A 13,405-nucleotide genomic window follows, 5' to 3' on the forward strand; every position below is an offset into this window, starting at 1 on the left:
AGCCCCAGTTCGTCCTTGATCTCCTGGGGTGTCCATCGTTTAAGGTAGAGTCCCCGCGCGGCATTGCGGATCTCTTCGGGATACGCCACGGCGCCTCCATCAGGTGAATGATGGCGCCATCATAGCCAGCCCCTCCCCTTGCTTATCTCACTGATGTTCCACGCAATTCGGATATCCCACTGGATCCGAATCGCCACGAACACAACTGGATGAAACCCCCTTGCCGACCCGATAGCCTGACCCCGCATCTATTGGGAGCAGGCATGAACGAATCAACCTTGAGAACTGGCTGGGTCTGTATCGCCACCGAAGGCAAAGCGGTGGATGGGCGGGATATTACCCGCGACTGGCTCACCGACATGGCCGAGACCTACGATCCGACCTATTACACCGCCGTCATCTGGCCCGAGCACGATCGCTGGTCCAGCTATGGCACGGTGCAGGCGCTCAAGACCGAAGAGGTGGATGGCAAGCTCAAGCTGTTCGCCATCCTCTGTCCGAATCGCGATCTCATCTACTACAACCAGAACGGTCAGTACCAGTTCTGCTCCATCGAACCCTTCGAGAACTTCGCCGATCTGGGGCGTACCTACCTGCTGGGCCTTGGCGTCACCGATGAGCCCGCCAGCACCGGCACCACCCATCTCAAGTTCAGCAACAGCAACAAGGGACAGACCGTTGGCACCAGCGAGCCGCTGGACCTCTCCATGTTCAAGCTACCCAAGCACGAGAAGGCCGATGGCCTGATCGCCAAGTTTTTCAGCTTCCTGGCCAGTCATGGCGAGCAAGCGCCCACGACTCCCCCCAGCCAACCCGAGGATGAGGAAATGAAACCAGAACAGTTCGATCAGATGCTGGGGGCTCTTAACGGCCTTGGCACCAAGATCGATGCCTTCAGCACCAAGCTGGACGCCAAACCGGCCACCGACGACACCACCCAACCGGTCACCGAGCCCGCAAAGGTGGGGGAGCAACCCGGCATCACCACCGAGCAGTTCAGCAAGCTGGAACAGACCCTGGCCAGCCTGACCGACAAGTTCGGCGAGCTGAACAGCAAGATCGACCAGTTCTCTGTCGAGAAGCCGGGCCAGCGCCCGGACGCCCTCGGCGGTGACGATACCCCTGCAGTCTATTAAGGAGCGACCGTGAGCCAGACCCTTACCGTCCAGGCCATGCAGCGCCTGGAGCAATACAACAATGCCCTGGCCAAGGCCTACGGCATCCCCGTTAACGCGCTGGCCAAGCAGTTCAGCGTCACCGGTCCGGTGGAGACGGGCCTTCGCGCCGCGCTGCTCGCCTCCGTCGAGTTCCTCGGACTCATAACTTGCCTCGACGTAGATCAGATCAAGGGCCAGGTGGTGCAAGTGGGCATCGGCAAGCTGTTCACCGGCCGCAAGAAGGATGGCCGCTTTAACGGCAAGATCGGCGTCGCCGGCAACACCTATGAGCTGACCGAGACTGACTCCTGTGCCTCGCTCGACTGGGCGACCCTGTGCGTCTGGGCCAATGCGGGCAGCGAAGGCGAGTTCCTGCGCCTGGTGGGCGATTTCATCAACAAGGCGTTTGCCCTGGACATGCTGCGCGTCGGCTGGAACGGCGTGGAAGCGGCCGACGACACCGACCCGAAAGCCCATCCGCTGGGTGAAGACGTCAACAAAGGCTGGCACCAGCTGGCCCGCGAGTGGAACGGTGGCAGCCAGATCATCAAGGCCGAGGCTGGCAAGAAGATCCACTTCGACCCGGACGGCAAGGGGGATTACAAGACCCTGGACGAGATGGCCTCCGACCTTATCAACACCACCATCGATCCGCTGTTCCGCCAAGACCCGCGTCTGGTCGTGCTGGTCGGTACCGACCTGGTGGCCTCGGCCCAGGCCAAGCTCTACAGCGAAGCCACCAAGCCGACCGAGCAGATCGCCGCCCAGAAGCTGGCCGAGTCCATTGCCGGGCGCAAGGCCTACATCCCGCCCTTCTTCCCGGGCAAGCGGATGGTGGTCACCACCCTCGACAACTTGCACATCTACACCCAGCGCGGTACCCGCAAGCGCAAGGCCGACGATAACCAGGACAAGAAGTGCTTCGATAACCAGTACTGGCGGATGGAAGGCTACGCCATCGGCGAATACCTGGCCTATGGCGGCTTTGAAGAGGCCGACATCGAGATCGGCTCCGCCCCCACTGCGCCGAGCGAGTAACCCATGAGCTCACCGGGTCAACGCCACAAGCAACGGGTGCAAGCCATGCAGGGGGCCGCGCAGGCCGCCTGCACGGGCATGGCCACCGGCGCGGTGGCGGACAGCCTGCACCTGCAGATGATTGCCCTGGAACAGGACATCGCTCGCCTGCGCAAGCTGGCCCGCATTGGGGATCGGGTGAACATGAAGCGCAGCGAACTGATGCCCAAATACCGCCCCTATGTGGAGCGCTATCTGGCCAGCGTGGCCGAGTCCGGTCAGCCCTATCAGAACGAGCTGTTTCAACTGCTCACCGTCTGGGCCTTCGATGTCGGGGATTTCGACACTGGCATCGCCTGGGCCGAACTTGCCATTACTCAAGGCCAGCGCACCCCGAGCAACATCAAGCGGGACTGGGCCCACTTTGTGGCCGACACCGTGCTGGAGTGGGCCGAGAAGCAAGCGGCCGAGGGCCATGCGGTCGAGCCCTGGTTCTCCCGGGTGTTCGACAAGGTACGAGATGACTGGCGCCTCAACGAGAAGCTCACAGCCAAGTGGTTCAAGGCCGCGGGCTGTCTGCTGCTACGTGACCAGGATGGCCAGCCGCGTCCGAGTGCCGTGGGGGACTCCGCCCCCCTGGAGCAGGCCGACCACTGGCTGGCCCAGGCAGAAAAGCTGCACAGCAAGGTGGGGGTCAACACCTTGCGCCAGAAGATTGCCATGCGCCTGCGGGTGCTCAATCCCGAATAACAAACCGACTCTCCGCGCCGTCGCACCCCGGCGCGAATGCCATGGAGCACCTTTGGCGACCCCAGCGGCAATTGCGTGGCTACAGGGGTGCACCTATTCAACCAGCGAGGTCACTGATGTTTGCAGGCAAGGATATCGACTACAGCGCCGCCACTATCCGCAATGACGGGTTTTGGCCCGATGTGGCCGTGGCCGATTTTGAACGCCGCCGCGCCCTGCCTGCCGACCTTGACCCGCAAACCACCGGCGCCGCCCTGCTGGCGGCCATCTCGGAAATCAACCTGCAGCTGGCGATGCGCCAGGCTGCGCTGATGGCCGAGGGCTATGCCAGTGCCGCCGAGGTGCCGGGGCCAAGCCTGCAAGGCAGCACCAATGCGTTGACCGAGCAGTATCTGGCCGCGGTGTTTGCCCGCGCCAAGGCGGCCCTCTTGCCGGAGTTCGCCTGCGTCACCGAGCGGCCGGCTGCCAACAACCTGGCCGAGCGGGCACCGGAACAACGGGCCCAGCTGCTGGCCGAGAGTCAGCAGCTGGTGCGCAGCATCAAAGGCAAACACCGCGCGGGGGTCTCGTTGATATGAGTAAAGAGATGAGTGAACAGCAGGCCCAGGGCTATTTCCTGCACGCCCTCCACGCCGAGCTCAACCGGGTGCTGCCGGCCAAGTGCCGCAAGTCCCTCGATAGCTGGATGGAGAACGGAACGATCCGCCTCGAATCCCGCAACATGGGCCCGACCGGGGTGGACGTGGCCTGGCTCACCTATCAGGCGGTGTTCATCGTTGAACAACTGCCCTTTCGTGAGCTGGATCCGGCCATCGTCTTGGCAGCCGTGGCCGCCTGGGTGCAGGAGCACGACTCGTTTCGCGAACAGTTTGAGCTGGCCGACCCGGAATACGCGGTGACCCCGAACGATGAGAAGAGTGCCGACCTCGAGATCCAGCTCGCCTTTACCGAGCCGCTGCGCCTTATCGAGCACCCGAGCGGCCCCATCAACTGGCTCGGCAAGTGCTGGCAGGTGGCCCCCTATGAGATCTGGGTGGCCGACCACATCGACATGAACGTCGGTGATACCGGCCATCACCAGGTAGGTGGCCCGGCATGATCACCATCACCCTGGACGCCCGCCGCAGCCAGGACCTGCTCAACCTGCTGGCCCTACCGCCCCAGAAGCGCAAGCGCTTGGTGTGGCGCGCCGCGGCCGAGCTCAAAAAGCTGGCGGCCCGTCATGTACGCCAGCAGCAAGACCCCAACGGTCAGCCCTGGGCGCCGCGCAAGCGGGGCAAACGCAAGATGCTGCGCGGCCTGCCCAAACTGCTGGAGATCCACGCACCCGGCCAGGACGTGGCAGAGCTCGGGTTCAAACGGGGGACGATGAACGTCCATGCCGGGGTTATCGCCAACACCCACCAGAAGGGACACACCTATCAGGTGACCGCGGCCAGCCGGCGCCGCATTGCCCCCAGTGAAGGCGGTAAGCAAAAACCGGCGACCAAGGCGCAAGCCCGCAAACTGCGCGAGCTCGGGTTCAAGCGCCCTGGGGCACGCAAGGGGTCATACCGCTCGGCGTCGCTCGGCTGGATCACCGGCAATCTCAACTACGCCCAGGCGGGATTGCTTATCAGGAAACTCAAGGATGAACCAGTGAAAACGCGCTGGGAGATTGAGCTCCCTGCCCGCCCATTCCTCGGCGCCAACGCCAAGCAACGGGAGCAAGCCTTTGCCCGCGCCCTGCAGAGCATCGACTACGGCTGGGACGTCAACAAGCAAGAGATGAAGGGGAAATAACGCCATGTGGCCTTATGTACAGATCAACAACTTGAACCAGATGCAGGGGCCGGTGACCGAGGTCGAGCGCCACCTGCTGTTTGTCGGCACGGCGCCAAGCAATACCGGCAAGCTGCTCTCCCTCAATACCCAGAGCGACTTTGACAAGCTGCTGGGCGAGCCCGCCAGCGAGCTCAAAACCAACCTGCAGGCCGCCATGGCCAACGCGGGCCAGAACTGGACGGCCGCCGCCTTTGTGCTGCCCACCGACATGGACTGGAAAGATGCCGTCCGTGAGGCACAGAAGACCCAATCCTTTGAAGGGGTGGTGGTGCTGGGGCAAGAGTGGGACGAGGCGAAGATCAACGCCGCCCACGCGCTGAACCAGGAGCTGATCGCCAAGTGGGGTCGCTGGCAGTTCATGCTGCTGGCGGTCGCGGGGATCAATGCCGCCGAGCAGGATGGCCAGAGCTGGAGCGACTACGAGGCCGCCCTGGTCACCCTGCAAGATGGCATCAAGGCCGAGTCCGTTACCCTGCTGCCGCAGCTGTGGCCCAACCTCGCCGGTGCCTATGCCGGTCGCCTGTGCAACCGGGCGGTGAGCATTGCCGATACCCCGTGCCGGGTCAAAACCGGTGCCCTGATCGGCCTTGGCAACAAGCCCAAGGACAAGGACGGGGTCGAGTTGCCGCTGGCGACCCTGCAGACCCTGGAGCAGAACCGCTACTCGGTGCCGATGTGGTACCCGGACTATGACGGTATCTATTGGGCTGACGGCCGCACCCTGGACGCCGAGGGCGGCGACTACCAGGTGATCGAAAACCTGCGGGTGGCCTACAAGGTGGCGCGCCGGATGCGGGTGCGCGCCATCGCCCGTATCGGCGATCGCTCGTTCAACTCCACTCCGGGCAGCACGGCCGCCGCCATCCTCTACTTTGGCAAAGACCTGCGCGAGATGGCCAGGACCACCACCATCAACGGCCAGCCGTTCCCGGGCGAGATCACCTCCCCTCGGGATGGCGATATCGCTATCCAGTGGACCGACAAAAACCACGTCTCCATCTACGTGGTGATCCGCACCGTGGACTGCCCCAAGGGGATCACCATCAACATCATGCTCGATCTGAGCCTCACCAATGGGGAGGGCTAACCCATGACAAGACGCATTTCAGGGCAGAGCTTCGACATTGAACTGCTGGGCACCATGGTGCACGTCGAGAAGGCCAGCCTCACCATCACCGACAGCAGCGCCGTGGCGCAGACCCGCGGCATCCCTGACGGCTTTGTGGATGGCGAGGTATCGGCCGAGTGCGAGTTCGAGCTCGATGCCAAGAACTTCAAGCTGCTGAGCGATGCCGCCAAACGGGCCGGCAGCTGGCGCGGGCTGAAACCGGACGATGTGCTGTTCTACGCCGACACCGGCGACGAAACCATGAAGGTGGAGGCCTTCGGGGTGAAGCTGCAGATCGCCGACCTGCTCGATATCGACCCCAAAGGGGGAAGCAAGGGGGTGCACAAGCTCAAGGGCATCGTCACCTCCCCCGACTTCGTTCACATCAATGGCGTGCCGTACCTCTCGGATGATGACACCCGCCACCTCAAAGGGTAAGGGGGCCAGGTGGACGATATTGACCGCGCAAACAGCCACGCCGCCCGGATGCTGGCCGTGCATCTGGCCAACCAGGTGGGCAAAGGGCGCTACCAGGGGGAGAGCCGGCACCGCTGCGAAGAGTGCGACGACCCCATCCCGGCAGCACGCCGTCAACATGTGCCGGGGGTGCGGCTGTGCGTCCCCTGTCAGACCCGCCTTGAGAGGCTGGGCCGCTAACCAGAGCAACGGACATGAACGCCATGCCCCATAAAGACCCCACTCTCTGGGCCCTGCTACTGGCCTGGTTGATGGACAACATGCCCACCGTCTATGGCACTGCGTTAGCAGTATTAACGGCTTGGCTACGCATCACCTATGGCGGTGGCAGTGGTCGCCGCAGGCTCCTGGAGTCCGTCTTGTGCGGGGCCATCACCTTGGCATTTATCAGTGCCTTTGGCTGGTTCGGGATCCCTGGAGAGGCGGCAGGATTTGTAGGCGGCATGGTAGGCCTTATCGGTGTTGAGACTATTCGCGGCCTTGCCGAGCGGTGGCTCAACGCCAAATTACCGAAGGAGTGAACAGACGTGATGACTGATCAAATGCATATCCACAAAATCAACGACCGCATCAAGCTGGTAAATGCGGATTCGCTGGTTTACCTGAAAACCATGCCCTCTCACAGCCTGGATCTGGTAGCGGTAGACCCGCCCTACTTCCGGGTAAAAGATCTGGACTGGGATAACCAGTGGCCAGACGTCAGCGCCTACCTGGATTGGCTAGAACAGTGTGTGATCGAGTTTGCCCGCATCCTCAAGCCGAACGGATCGCTCTATCTGTTTTGCAGTCCCGGGCTCAATGCCGATATCGAACTCTTGGTACGCAAGCACTTCAAGGTATTGAGCCACATCGTCTGGGCCAAACCCTCGGGGGTGTGGAATCGCACGGACAAATCCGCCCTGCGCAATTTCTGGCCCGCCAGTGAACGCATCATTTTTGCCGAGCAGCTGGACGCCCATGGCATGGCGCAACAAAGCGGCTATCGCCAGGCCTGCCAGACGCTGCGTGTTCAGGTGATGCAGCCGCTGATCGACTACTTCCAACAAGCCAAAGCGGCCTGTGGCATCTCCAACAAGGAGATCGACCAGGCAATGGGGTGCCAGATGGCCGGGCACTGGTTCGGTCGCAGCCAGTGGAGCCTGCCAAGCGAAGCACAATACGCCCGCTTGCAAGCCCTGTTCGCCAAGAAGGCTGACGCCCTTTGCCAGCCTCATCATCAACTCAAAGAGACCTATCAGGGATTGCATCGCACCTACCAAACCCTGGTAGCCAGTTATGACGAGCTGAAGGCCGAGTATGAGCGACTGCGCCGCCCTTTCAGCGTCACCAAGGATGTCCCCTTTACAGATGTCTGGTCTTACCCCTCGGTGCAAGCCTACCCCGGGAAACACCCGTGCGAAAAACCCGCCGCCATGATGGAACACATTGTGCGCACCAGCAGCCGGCCGGGTGATGTGGTCGGTGACTTCTTTATGGGCTCGGGGGCTACCGGCAAGGCTGCCTGGCGGCTTGGCCGCCGTTTCGTCGGCGTGGAGCTGGAAACCCCGCGGTTTTCCCAAACATGCCGGGAGTTTCAGACCCTTGTCAGTCAGGAGGAAAAACACCATGCCACGCAGTAACTGCCACCCGCAGGTGGCCGCGTTTCTCGACATGATTGCCTATGCCGAAGGCACCAAGGACCGGGGCGATGACGGATACAACAAGCTGGTCAATCCGGCGGGGTTCTTTGAGAGCTACGCCACCCACCCGAACGTGCTGGTGCAGGTCAACAAGACCCTGAGCAGCACCGCGGCTGGCCGCTATCAGTTCCTGTCAAAGCACTGGACCCACTACCGCGACCAGCTCGGGCTGCCTGACTTTGGCCCCGCCTCGCAAGACACCTGGGCGATCCAGCTTATTCGCGAGCGCAAGGCGTTGGACGATGTGCTTAAAGGACGAATCCCCCAAGCGGTGGCCAAGTGCGCCAACATCTGGGCCAGCCTGCCGGGGGCCGGCTACGGTCAGCGCGAGCACCAGCTGGCAGACCTGCAGGCCAAATTCACCGAGTTTGGCGGGGTACTGGCATGAGCACCTTCAAGGCACAGCTCTCCAATGTGCTGCTGGTACTGGTGCTGGTGATGGGCGCAGCCCTGTTTCTTGGCAGCCGGATGCTGGAGAGCCGGGGCAAGGCGCTGGCCACCGCCAACGAGACCATCAACACCTTGCAGCAGACCAACGAGCAGCAGGCCAGCCAGCTGGTGACGTTGCAGCGCGATGCCGCGGGGCTGCGCAAATTGCTGGGCACCCAGAGCGCCGCCCTAGCCGAGCTAGACCAACAACAGAGGAAAACCGCCGATGAACTGGAACAAGCGCTGGCCACGCCGCCGGCGGGCCGCCCGGACTGTGCTCGCGAGCCTCTGCCTGACGCTGCTTTGCGCCTGCTCCAGCCAGCCCCAGACCGTGGTGCAAACGCAAGTCATCAAGCGGCTACCGCCGCCGGGGCTGGTGCCCCACTGCCCGGAGCCTGATTTCACGGGGCGCACCTACGGCGACGCCGTACGGTTTATCCCCACCCTGCAGATGGCGCTGCGCCGCTGCCAAACCCAAATCAACACCCTGAACCACTGGATTGAACAAGAGGAAACCACCCCATGACCACTCCCATCATCACCCTGGACGTCGCCGGCAAAGAGCTGAAATTCGCCCCCACCATGGTGGCCTACAACGGCTTTATCAACGACATGATGCCAAGCGACAAGGTAGCGCCGGCCCACAACTACCTGAAAAAGATCGTCTGCCAGGAGAGCAAAGAGGCGCTCGATGAGCTGCTCAAACGCCCGGGCGCGGCGCTGCAGCTGGCAGGCGCCATTAACCAGCAGTTCGCCCCCGACCTAGAGATCACCGTAAAAAACTGACGGCGCGCGCCGAGGCCATCGAGCGCAATCACCTGGAGCAGGCGCTGGCGCTGCGGCGCCACTACCTGCCCCATGACGAAGACGATATCGACAGCCTGGCCCGCGCCCTCTGGTTAGACCGACACACCCGGGAGTCCTACGCCGCTGCAGTGGCTGAGGGCATCGCCAACGCATTCAACGGATAACGACCTATGGCCTGGATGGAAAAATTGATGATGCAGGTGGCTTTGGTGGATCAGGTCACCAAGCCCCTTGCTGGCATCAATGCCCAGATGGACAAGGTCAGCAAGGCCGGCCGTCAGGGCTGGAGCAGCATGGCAATGGGGGCCACCACGGTGGTCGCCGGCGGCATGGCGATCCAGTCTGCCCTCGGCCCGGCCATCGAGATGGACAGGGCGCTAGCGGAGGTGGCCTCGCTCGATGTGCAAAAGGATGTGCTCGGGGCGCTCGGCCGCGAGGCGTTGAAACTCTCTATCCAGTACGGGGAGTCGGCCACCGAGATTGTCCGCTCCTCCTACGATATCCAGTCAGCAATCGCGGGGCTCGAAGGTAACGAGCTGCCCGCCTTTACCCGCGCCTCGACCACGCTAGCCAAGGCGACCAAGGCCGACACCGCCACCATCACCAACTACATGGGCACCATGTACGGCATCTTCGAGCAGCAGGCCAAGCAGATGGGCAAGGCCAACTGGGTCGAGGATGTGGCCGGCAAGACCGCGCTCGCGGTGCAACTTTTCAAGACCACCGGCCAGGGCATGGCCGATGCGTTCGGGGCAATTGGCGCCAACGCCACCGCCGCCGGCATCGCGATGGACGAGCAGTTCGCGGTACTCGGCCAGCTGCAGGCCACCATGAGTGGCGGCGAGGCCGGTACCAAGTTCAAAGCGTTTCTGGCAGGCGTCGGCAATGCCCAGAAGGCGCTCGGCATCCAGTTCACCAATGCCGCAGGCAACATGCTGCCGGTGCTCACCATGCTGGACAAACTCAAGGCACGTTATGGCGAGACCCTGAGCGTGGCCGAGGGGGACGAGCTCAAGAAGGCATTCGGCTCGGATGAGGCGGTCAGCATGATCAAGCTCCTGATGACCAACACCAAGGGGCTTGCCACCAACATCAATGCGCTGGCCAACACCCACGGCATGGGCAAGGCCGAGCAGATGGCCGCCGCCATGACTGACCAGTGGCAGCGGGTCGAGCAAGCCTGGTTTGCCATCCGCGCCGCCGCGTTCGGGGTGGTACTGCCCGCTATCAACGCCGTGATGAGCGTCTTTGCCGATGGCGCCAACGAGGTGCTGCGCTGGACGCATCTTTTCCCGAACCTGACCAAGGTCATCAGCTATGCCCTGCTGGCCATCGTGGGGTTGAGCATGGTCACCGGTACCTGGATGCTGATCGCCGGCTTGGCCAAGCTGGCCACCCTGGGGCTTGGTATCGCCTGGTCCATCATCACCGCCCCGCTTGCCCTGCTCAATGCCGGGATGGCGACCTTTCGCGCCATCCTGCTGGCGGTCAACATCGCCATGTATGCCAACCCTGTGGGCTTGATCGTGGCGGGTATCGTGCTGCTGATCGGCGCCGTAGCGGCGGCCATCTACTACTGGGACGACCTGAAAAAGAGCATGGCCGACTGGAGCGTGTTCAAGCTGCTCGGGCAGGCAGTGGATTGGCTGGTCGAGAAGCTGAACATGATCCCGGGCGTCAATATCGAGATGGGCAGCATGCCGGATCTCAACTTGCCCAATCAGGAGAACATCAACGCCCCCCTCGCCCGCTTTAGCCAGGGTGGCCAAAGCCGCGTACCGGCTGGCGGGCTGGGTCAGCAGCTGATCCAGGCCAACGCGGCCGCAACCACCGCCAACCAGAAGCAGCCCAAGTACCTGAGCATCGGGGAAGTTCATATGCACAACCAGAACCCGATGACCCCTGAGCAGATGGCAGAGAACGCCTGGCTGGAGACCCCGTAATGAGCGACGCCAAGTACATCGACATTCTGGTAGTGAACGGCGCCTGGCTGCTCGATGCCGGCGGCCAGCCCCGTTACACCCGGGACCGCCACAGCATCGGCCAGGACATCAAGCACCGGATCATGGAGTCCGGGCTGGCCCGCAAGTTGATTGGCGAGCGCAGCCCGACCCTGCGCGCCGATGTGATGACCGAGATCGAGCTGCTGGTTGAGAACGACGAGCGACTGGTGCCAGGCACCATCGTGATCCGCGAAGAGGCCCCCGAGCGGGTGCTAGTCACTGCTCGCACCTATGAATTTGGCGATCTGGAGGTAACCCTGTGAACCTGCGCCCCAACGTGGATTTTATGGCCCTGCTGGCCGAAACCGGTGTGCCAACCACCGAGCAGGCCATGGAGGCCGAGCTCAAGAAGGAGGTGGAGGCCGCCGGCTCCCTTATCACCAACGACAGCGATGTGAGCCCCTTCTGGCGACTGGTGCGCGGCGTGGTGATCACCCCGGCGATCTGGCTTATCCGCACCCTCCTAGCTGGCCATGTGCTGCCCAACACCTTTGCCGCTACCGCCACCGATGCCTATCTCGACCTCAAGGCGTGGGATGTGGACTTGACCCGCAAGGGCGCCCAGAAGACCCGCGGGGTGATCAACTTCGTCAAAGCAAACCCGAGCGAAGCGGTCACCATCCCGGCCGATATCTGGATCAGCACCGAGCGTATCAACGGCACCATCTACCGGGTCAAACCGCTGCAGGCGGTGGTGAGCCCGGCCGGTGAAGCGGTAGCCCGCGTGGTGTGCGAGGCCGAGTTCGCGGGCGCAGCCTGGAATCTGGCCCCGGGCTATTACAACCTGCTGAGCGAACCGGTCACCGGCATCTTGTCGGCTCGTAACGATGACAAGGAGTGGATCACCACCCAGGGCGCCGATGCCGAGAGCAACGATGCCCTGGGGCTGCGCATTCAGAACCAGTTCTCGGCCGTGGGTCGCTACCACATCGACGCCATCTACCGCTCGATGCTGGCCAGCGTCGCCGGCATTCGCGCCGATCACATCTTCTTCGAGCATGAAGCACCGCGCGGCCCCGGTACCGCCAACGCCTACATCCTGCTGGAGGTGGGCGCCACCCCGGCCAGCCTGATTGTCCAGCTTAACGACTACGTGGGCCGCCAAGGCAACCATGGCCACGGCGATGATCTGTTCGTAATGGCAATGCCCGAGACCCAGCACAACCTCACGCTGGAGCTGTGGCCGGTGGCCAACCTCACCGACGAGCAGAAAGCCGCCCTCAAGCGGGGAGCTGAATCGCTGGTCAAAGCGGCGTTTCGCCAGTCGGGGGATTTTTCGAGCGTCACTCGCACCTGGCCGCGCTCGCGCTTTTCCCTCTCACAGCTGGCCCGCGAGCTGCACAGCCAGTTTCCGCAGTTGCAGAGCCTCAAATTTGCGCAGGATGACATCGTCTCGGGCCTGGCCATCCCGCGTCTGAGCACGTTGGAGGTAACCCTCTATGACTAACCCGACCCCGCTTGAACACGGTAGTCAAGCGCCGCAGCTCCCCGACGCCAGCGCCCCCTGGTGGGAGGATGGCTACACCATCAGCCCGGCCCACGCCGAGCCCGGTTTTCTGGCCAAGGGCATCAACGCCTTCTGGCAACGGCTCAAGGGGTGGCTGTTGCTGCCACTGGCCCAGCAAGACCCGCTCACCTGCTCGGAGTCCCTGCTGGCGCTGCTCGCCTGGGAGAGGGACATCAGCCGCTTTAACGGCGAGCCGCTGCCGCTCTTTCGCAAGCGGGTCAAGTTCGCCTTTGTGAATGCCCGGGACGCCGGCGAGGTGGCGGGCTTTAAGCGCATCTTCGAGCGCCTTGGCATCGGCTGGTGCGACATCCACGAACGGCAAGAGGGCGCGCCCTGGGACGTCATCACCATCGAGGTGACCGACAGCGCCCTTGCGGGTAACCAGCAACTGATGGAAACCCTTATTCAACACTATGGCCGCACCTGCCGCCGCTATCGGTTTCAGGTGGTTTACCCAGTCGCCAGTACCTTGGGCTTTGGTCGCATCGACATGAGCCAGCATGTGTTTGGCGCGACGCTTAAGAGGAACCCATGAGCCAGATCATTACCAATGCCTTCTCCCGCTACTGGCAGGAGTGCCTTGCCACCCAAGTGCCGGTGGTGCTCGATGAGTTCGTGCTGGCCAACGTGCCAGACCTCGATCCTGC

19 protein-coding genes are annotated in these 13,405 nt (G+C 62.8%); all 19 read left to right on the forward strand.

The features are described 5' to 3' along the window. Positions 1-263: 263 nt before the first annotated feature. Positions 264-1,136, forward strand: a complete 873-nt coding sequence (locus AB5Z09_RS21350; protein WP_368196198.1) for a GPO family capsid scaffolding protein — start codon at positions 264-266, stop codon at positions 1,134-1,136. Positions 1,137-1,145: 9 nt separating this feature from the next. Then, positions 1,146-2,195 carry a phage major capsid protein, P2 family gene (locus AB5Z09_RS21355; protein WP_368196200.1) on the forward strand — a complete coding sequence of 350 codons (1,050 nt, stop codon included), beginning with the start codon at positions 1,146-1,148 and terminating at the stop codon, positions 2,193-2,195. Between the two features lie 3 nt (positions 2,196-2,198). Further along, entirely contained in the window at positions 2,199-2,924 is a 726-nt protein-coding gene (locus AB5Z09_RS21360) for a terminase endonuclease subunit (RefSeq protein WP_368196202.1), read from the forward strand. 116 nt (positions 2,925-3,040) lie between these two features. After that, positions 3,041-3,502, forward strand: coding sequence for a head completion/stabilization protein (locus tag AB5Z09_RS21365; RefSeq protein WP_368196203.1), 462 nt, complete (start codon positions 3,041-3,043; stop codon positions 3,500-3,502). 8 nt (positions 3,503-3,510) lie between these two features. Then, entirely contained in the window at positions 3,511-4,023 is a 513-nt protein-coding gene (locus AB5Z09_RS21370) for a phage tail protein (protein ID WP_075115557.1), read from the forward strand. Beyond that, on the forward strand, positions 4,020-4,706 hold the full coding sequence (locus AB5Z09_RS21375) for a phage virion morphogenesis protein (RefSeq protein WP_368196205.1): 687 nt from the start codon (positions 4,020-4,022) through the stop codon (positions 4,704-4,706). Before AB5Z09_RS21370 ends, AB5Z09_RS21375 begins: the two co-directional genes overlap by 4 nt. 4 nt (positions 4,707-4,710) lie before the next feature. After that, a complete protein-coding gene (locus tag AB5Z09_RS21380; protein ID WP_368196208.1) occupies positions 4,711-5,835 on the forward strand; it encodes a DUF2586 domain-containing protein in 1,125 nt (374 codons plus the stop codon). A 3-nt stretch (positions 5,836-5,838) separates the two neighbouring features. Beyond that, the gene (locus AB5Z09_RS21385; RefSeq protein ID WP_108570475.1) at positions 5,839-6,294 is read left to right on the forward strand and encodes a phage protein; all 456 of its coding nucleotides are present in this window, start codon (positions 5,839-5,841) and stop codon (positions 6,292-6,294) included. A 9-nt stretch (positions 6,295-6,303) separates the two neighbouring features. After that, positions 6,304-6,513: a TraR/DksA family transcriptional regulator gene (locus tag AB5Z09_RS21390; RefSeq protein ID WP_368196210.1), complete on the forward strand. Its 210-nt coding sequence runs from the start codon at positions 6,304-6,306 to the stop codon at positions 6,511-6,513. A 23-nt stretch (positions 6,514-6,536) separates the two neighbouring features. After that, complete coding sequence (locus AB5Z09_RS21395) at positions 6,537-6,854, forward strand: phage holin, lambda family (protein ID WP_075115611.1); 318 nt, start codon at positions 6,537-6,539, stop codon at positions 6,852-6,854. Positions 6,855-6,863: 9 nt separating this feature from the next. Continuing rightward, positions 6,864-7,952, forward strand: a complete 1,089-nt coding sequence (locus AB5Z09_RS21400) for a site-specific DNA-methyltransferase (RefSeq protein ID WP_368196211.1) — start codon at positions 6,864-6,866, stop codon at positions 7,950-7,952. Continuing rightward, positions 7,939-8,400 carry a glycoside hydrolase family 104 protein gene (locus AB5Z09_RS21405; RefSeq protein WP_368196214.1) on the forward strand — a complete coding sequence of 154 codons (462 nt, stop codon included), beginning with the start codon at positions 7,939-7,941 and terminating at the stop codon, positions 8,398-8,400. Before AB5Z09_RS21400 ends, AB5Z09_RS21405 begins: the two co-directional genes overlap by 14 nt. Further along, on the forward strand, positions 8,397-8,840 hold the full coding sequence (locus AB5Z09_RS21410; RefSeq protein WP_368196215.1) for a hypothetical protein: 444 nt from the start codon (positions 8,397-8,399) through the stop codon (positions 8,838-8,840). The genes AB5Z09_RS21405 and AB5Z09_RS21410 overlap by 4 nt, the downstream gene beginning before the upstream one ends. Next, a complete protein-coding gene (locus AB5Z09_RS21415; protein ID WP_124240864.1) occupies positions 8,776-8,967 on the forward strand; it encodes a hypothetical protein in 192 nt (63 codons plus the stop codon). The genes AB5Z09_RS21410 and AB5Z09_RS21415 overlap by 65 nt, the downstream gene beginning before the upstream one ends. Beyond that, complete coding sequence (locus tag AB5Z09_RS21420; protein ID WP_029299933.1) at positions 8,964-9,227, forward strand: putative phage tail assembly chaperone; 264 nt, start codon at positions 8,964-8,966, stop codon at positions 9,225-9,227. The genes AB5Z09_RS21415 and AB5Z09_RS21420 overlap by 4 nt, the downstream gene beginning before the upstream one ends. 191 nt (positions 9,228-9,418) lie before the next feature. Next, positions 9,419-11,191: a phage tail tape measure protein gene (locus tag AB5Z09_RS21425; protein ID WP_368196218.1), complete on the forward strand. Its 1,773-nt coding sequence runs from the start codon at positions 9,419-9,421 to the stop codon at positions 11,189-11,191. Continuing rightward, positions 11,191-11,514, forward strand: a complete 324-nt coding sequence (locus AB5Z09_RS21430; RefSeq protein ID WP_139462135.1) for a DUF2590 family protein — start codon at positions 11,191-11,193, stop codon at positions 11,512-11,514. Before AB5Z09_RS21425 ends, AB5Z09_RS21430 begins: the two co-directional genes overlap by 1 nt. Then, complete coding sequence (locus tag AB5Z09_RS21435) at positions 11,511-12,698, forward strand: baseplate J/gp47 family protein (protein ID WP_368196220.1); 1,188 nt, start codon at positions 11,511-11,513, stop codon at positions 12,696-12,698. Before AB5Z09_RS21430 ends, AB5Z09_RS21435 begins: the two co-directional genes overlap by 4 nt. After that, the gene (locus tag AB5Z09_RS21440) at positions 12,691-13,293 is read left to right on the forward strand and encodes a phage tail protein (RefSeq protein WP_368196222.1); all 603 of its coding nucleotides are present in this window, start codon (positions 12,691-12,693) and stop codon (positions 13,291-13,293) included. Before AB5Z09_RS21435 ends, AB5Z09_RS21440 begins: the two co-directional genes overlap by 8 nt. The last annotated feature ends 112 nt before the right edge of the window (positions 13,294-13,405 follow it).

Source organism: Aeromonas sp. R2-2, from assembly GCF_040908355.1.
Lineage (GTDB): Bacteria > Pseudomonadota > Gammaproteobacteria > Enterobacterales > Aeromonadaceae > Aeromonas > Aeromonas veronii.

What these genes read in the sequence shown, in the direction of transcription:
- AB5Z09_RS21425 (WP_368196218.1), top strand. Translation starts at nt 9,419, where the DNA reads ATGGCCTGGATGGAAAAATTGATGATGCAGGTGGCTTTGGTGGATCAG.
- AB5Z09_RS21410 (WP_368196215.1), top strand. Translation starts at nt 8,397, where the DNA reads ATGAGCACCTTCAAGGCACAGCTCTCCAATGTGCTGCTGGTACTGGTG.
- AB5Z09_RS21370 (WP_075115557.1), top strand. Translation starts at nt 3,511, where the DNA reads ATGAGTGAACAGCAGGCCCAGGGCTATTTCCTGCACGCCCTCCACGCC.
- AB5Z09_RS21395 (WP_075115611.1), top strand. Translation starts at nt 6,537, where the DNA reads ATGCCCCATAAAGACCCCACTCTCTGGGCCCTGCTACTGGCCTGGTTG.
- AB5Z09_RS21420 (WP_029299933.1), top strand. Translation starts at nt 8,964, where the DNA reads ATGACCACTCCCATCATCACCCTGGACGTCGCCGGCAAAGAGCTGAAA.
- AB5Z09_RS21405 (WP_368196214.1), top strand. Translation starts at nt 7,939, where the DNA reads ATGCCACGCAGTAACTGCCACCCGCAGGTGGCCGCGTTTCTCGACATG.
- AB5Z09_RS21350 (WP_368196198.1), top strand. Translation starts at nt 264, where the DNA reads ATGAACGAATCAACCTTGAGAACTGGCTGGGTCTGTATCGCCACCGAA.
- AB5Z09_RS21400 (WP_368196211.1), top strand. Translation starts at nt 6,864, where the DNA reads ATGACTGATCAAATGCATATCCACAAAATCAACGACCGCATCAAGCTG.
- AB5Z09_RS21360 (WP_368196202.1), top strand. Translation starts at nt 2,199, where the DNA reads ATGAGCTCACCGGGTCAACGCCACAAGCAACGGGTGCAAGCCATGCAG.
- AB5Z09_RS21385 (WP_108570475.1), top strand. Translation starts at nt 5,839, where the DNA reads ATGACAAGACGCATTTCAGGGCAGAGCTTCGACATTGAACTGCTGGGC.
- AB5Z09_RS21440 (WP_368196222.1), top strand. Translation starts at nt 12,691, where the DNA reads ATGACTAACCCGACCCCGCTTGAACACGGTAGTCAAGCGCCGCAGCTC.
- AB5Z09_RS21375 (WP_368196205.1), top strand. Translation starts at nt 4,020, where the DNA reads ATGATCACCATCACCCTGGACGCCCGCCGCAGCCAGGACCTGCTCAAC.
- AB5Z09_RS21380 (WP_368196208.1), top strand. Translation starts at nt 4,711, where the DNA reads ATGTGGCCTTATGTACAGATCAACAACTTGAACCAGATGCAGGGGCCG.
- AB5Z09_RS21430 (WP_139462135.1), top strand. Translation starts at nt 11,191, where the DNA reads ATGAGCGACGCCAAGTACATCGACATTCTGGTAGTGAACGGCGCCTGG.
- AB5Z09_RS21365 (WP_368196203.1), top strand. Translation starts at nt 3,041, where the DNA reads ATGTTTGCAGGCAAGGATATCGACTACAGCGCCGCCACTATCCGCAAT.